The sequence below is a fragment of the Microbulbifer epialgicus genome (assembly GCF_041447265.1).
Lineage (GTDB): Bacteria > Pseudomonadota > Gammaproteobacteria > Pseudomonadales > Cellvibrionaceae > Microbulbifer > Microbulbifer epialgicus.
In genome coordinates this window covers 1-3,690 of the sequence record NZ_JBGMEK010000170.1, presented here as the reverse complement: position 1 = coordinate 3,690, position 3,690 = coordinate 1, and the positions used below count along the sequence as shown (strand labels likewise).

Genomic DNA, 3,690 nt, shown 5'->3' with positions numbered 1-3,690 from the left:
CTTAGTTGGTTTATTGTCTGGCGATAACAAATCAACCAGATACGCCGCTTTTTTTCAAACCTTCAAACACCAGATTTGGTTATAGCTCAAATATAGTCAATCGATCATTATTCCAAATTTGTCGAAATACTGCTGTACTGATCGACTACTCAGTAGCGCTAAACTAATCCCTGACCACAAGTTGTGCTTAACGAAATCAGTATGTGTTTTATAATGGTCGGCGTAACAAAGCGTATCGCAAGGTGATGGTGTAAACACCTTGCCAAAAACTGCCTTGTTGCATTATTTTGCTCCCTTAACTAGAACGGTAATCTAACTATGGATCAAACCTCTAACCCCATCCAAACCAATGAGCTGCCTTGGATGCCGCTCAACACCGGTGTATCAGTGCGATTACTACGCCTGGTTGGAAAAGACAGAACACTACAATTAAAAGTTGAACCCGGTACCACCATCGAACAGCATGCACATGGTGGCGAAGTGCATGCATTTAACGTTACCGGCAGCAGAAAACTCAGCAATGGTAAAATCGCTGGCCCTGGAGCCTATGTGTACGAGCCGGCGGGGAACATAGACAGTTGGGCCTGTTATGGTGACGAGCCGGTGATTGTTCAAATTACAATGAGTGGTTCGGTTGCCTACCTCGATGAAAATGGCAAACCCAAAAGTGTGACCGATACAGACACATTGCGACATCGCTATCGTCAATGGTGTGAACAAGAGAATCATCCTATTGTGGCCATAGGTGCCTAACAGTGATGGAGGGTTTCTGCACAAATTCATGCCCAAGGTTTTGATTGCTTTTCAACTATCGCGATTGTCGATAGTTTCTAACTTTCTCTGGCTGTCAATATGGGAGATACTTGTGACTCAGCTAAACGCAAAATGTTGAGTCAACAAAAAAACCTGTGGAGAGACGCCAATGTCAAATGACATTCAATTACAACACATTCGAGAATTTTCTGAACGCTATCAGTATGACAATAGTTATGTTGAACAGATGTTAATTGCATCGCCAACGTGCTATGAAAAATTTAATGCGTTTGTTCCACTAAGTCACCACCGTGAGCAGTTGAGTGTTGAGGCATTTTGGGTGGCCAAGTTGGCCGCTATGCAGGTGGCCGATTGTGGACACTGTGTTCAGCTTAATGTACGTATGGCATTGGAGTCGGGCGTAGATAGAGCCATTATTCAGTCATCGCTAAGAGGCGGTAGCGGCTTGCCGGCGCAATTACTTGATGTGTTCACGTTTGCCACCTGCGTTGCATCGAGTCAATCGATTGACTTTGATTTGGAGCAACGTGTAAAACAGCAGCTAAACCCCACGCAGCAGGTAGAGCTTAGCGTTTGCATCGCTACTGCCGCCATGTATCCAACCATTAAAAGGGCATTAGGCTATGGCAAAAGTTGTCGGCTCGTCGAAATTGATGTTTAAACCCAACATGCATATGACGGTATTGGTAACGTATTTGATCCTTCCTTTAGTGATGCGCTTGTTAAACTTTAGGTAGCTGTGTCGTCAGCGCTTGCGCTGGCACACTTTTACGCTTGCGCACTTTTAATAGTTGCCACGTTTATTCAACTCCCGCAGCGCTTGTCTGTGTTACTATTTTCACATAATAAGCCGTGCCGTTCCCGAGATGAATATTTCGGTCTGATCCGCATGAAAAAAACACGCCGCTTTGCATTAACTTCGCAGTAGGAAAAGCCATAGAGTTTAATGAAAAAAATAGCTTATCGAATACTAACAATCATCGCATGGCTTGTCGTGTTAGTGCTGGCAGCATGCAATGTCCAATCGTCTCAATCTGAACGTGTAAGCTATACCGAATCGGCAATGAGCCAGGCAAAAGGCTGCGAGCAATTAGCTGAAAACACATCCGGTGCGACCTTTGTGATGTTAAACACACAATCATCCCAGTTGTTAGTCTGTAACCCTGTTCGAGCACAAATGCCTTACGTGCCCGCTTCAACGTTTAAAGTGCCCCATGCATTGATTGCACTGGCGACCGGTGTAGCTGACGGTCCAGAGCATCGTATTGCGTGGGACGGTAAAACGCGTGCGGTGCCGGTCTGGAATCAAGCGACAACGCTCGCCACCGGCATCACTCATTCCACCGTTTGGTACTATCAACACATCGCTCGTGAGGTGGGTTATCAACGTATGCAGCAGTGGGTTGATGCACTTGAGTTTGGCAATTCCAACATTGGTTCAATCGACGATCTAACGCATTTTTGGCTGGACGGTGCATTGAGGATCAGCGCTTTAGAGCAGGTGATATTCTTGGATAAATTACGTCGCCGCGTTTTGCCCGTCGATACCAACGCACAACAATTAGTGGCCCAGATGATGCGTGTTGCACCTAACCCCGGCTCGGTCACCCTGCGGGCAAAAAGTGGGCTTGTGTTACCGATTGATCCACGCACGGGCGACATAAGCAACGCCGAGCCGATCGTTTCTCGTTTAAGCAGCGTTAATCGCGTGGGCTGGTACGTCGGCTGGGTAGAGCAATCCAACAGGAAGCGCGCGGATATAGTGTTTGCTTTAAATCTTGATATCAGTCATTCGGCAGATATCGGCAAGCGTCAAGCTTTGTCTCTCATGCTGTTGGAAGCAAACGGGGTGGTGTTTAATTAAGCACCCGATAGCCTGTATTCGCCATTTTTAATGAGCGGGAAATTTGGCAAACAGTGAGTTCGAATCGCTTCCGGCAGCGAACAGATGAGCACGTTTGCACAATGAATGTGACTTATACCCCTGTTACTATTTAAATATAGTCAATCCGTTTAACCTTCAATCCGTTTAACCTTCAATCGGGTTGACTATATCTAAGATCAAAAAACTAACATTTTATAAAGAGAGGCGTAGATGGTTGAGTCAAATAACACCGACACTAAACTCGATTTGCCAGTGATATTTGAACGTTATCACAGCGGGTGGGAATCCAGAAATCCAGACTTGATTGCTACACTTCACTCTGACGACACGGTTTTTCATATGCATGACGGCTCTGAAGCGATTGTTGGGCGTGATGCGCTACGTCAACATTGTGTTGAGTTGTTTAAACAGTTTCACTTTACGTTGGAGCGCAGCCGCTTGCTGTTTGGCGAAAACTTTTGGATTTTTGAGTGGCTGATGACGCTGGAATTGCAAGATCCTTCCGGCAACCCCTTTACAGCAAAAATTGAAGCGCTCGATGTGGTCACCGTTAACGGCGTGGGTGAGGTCACGCGCAAAGATGTATATATTAATGGTGAGCAAAAAGCAGCGGCATTTAAGCAAGCCGGTCTGGCGTAGTCGCGCTAAAATCAAAGAATGACACTAAACTTTAGGGTACCTCTAAAAATTCACTAATTTCCGGTAAAATAGTCTAAACGCTCACTAGTAAAGGTTATTGTCAAATGCAGCCGAGTTTTTTCGGTCTTGATGACCGCCATCGCAAGCTAAATGAACGTGATCCACTGGTTGCTCTTCGTAAGTTGATTGACTGGGAGGACTTCCGGAGTACTTTGAATAAAATCCCCACACTTCCAAGAAAGAGTAATGCTGGAAGAAGACCCTTTGATAAGGTACTGATGTTCAAGGCACTTGTATTACAGCATTTATATAACCTATCGGATGATGAGCTGGAATATCAGATACGCGATCGATTTTCATTTTGTCGATTTCTCAGCCTAAACCCGGAGGAC

Annotated in this window: 5 protein-coding genes; all 5 read left to right on the top strand. The window is 45.5% G+C overall.

The features are described 5' to 3' along the window. Positions 1-318: 318 nt before the first annotated feature. Entirely contained in the window at positions 319-753 is a 435-nt protein-coding gene (locus ACCI49_RS23935; RefSeq protein WP_371841764.1) for a cupin domain-containing protein, read from the top strand. A gap of 169 nt (positions 754-922) precedes the next feature. Continuing rightward, positions 923-1,435: a carboxymuconolactone decarboxylase family protein gene (locus tag ACCI49_RS23930; protein ID WP_371841762.1), complete on the top strand. Its 513-nt coding sequence runs from the start codon at positions 923-925 to the stop codon at positions 1,433-1,435. A 285-nt stretch (positions 1,436-1,720) separates the two neighbouring features. Further along, positions 1,721-2,638, top strand: a complete 918-nt coding sequence (locus tag ACCI49_RS23925; protein WP_371841760.1) for a penicillin-binding transpeptidase domain-containing protein — start codon at positions 1,721-1,723, stop codon at positions 2,636-2,638. A gap of 231 nt (positions 2,639-2,869) precedes the next feature. After that, positions 2,870-3,298 carry a nuclear transport factor 2 family protein gene (locus tag ACCI49_RS23920; RefSeq protein WP_371841759.1) on the top strand — a complete coding sequence of 143 codons (429 nt, stop codon included), beginning with the start codon at positions 2,870-2,872 and terminating at the stop codon, positions 3,296-3,298. Between the two features lie 104 nt (positions 3,299-3,402). Next, the coding region (locus ACCI49_RS23915; RefSeq protein ID WP_371838736.1) for a transposase at positions 3,403-3,690 on the top strand (288 nt) is incomplete at its 3' end.

What these genes read in the sequence shown, in the direction of transcription:
- ACCI49_RS23935 (WP_371841764.1), top strand. Translation starts at nt 319, where the DNA reads ATGGATCAAACCTCTAACCCCATCCAAACCAATGAGCTGCCTTGGATG.
- ACCI49_RS23930 (WP_371841762.1), top strand. Translation starts at nt 923, where the DNA reads ATGTCAAATGACATTCAATTACAACACATTCGAGAATTTTCTGAACGC.
- ACCI49_RS23925 (WP_371841760.1), top strand. Translation starts at nt 1,721, where the DNA reads ATGAAAAAAATAGCTTATCGAATACTAACAATCATCGCATGGCTTGTC.
- ACCI49_RS23920 (WP_371841759.1), top strand. Translation starts at nt 2,870, where the DNA reads ATGGTTGAGTCAAATAACACCGACACTAAACTCGATTTGCCAGTGATA.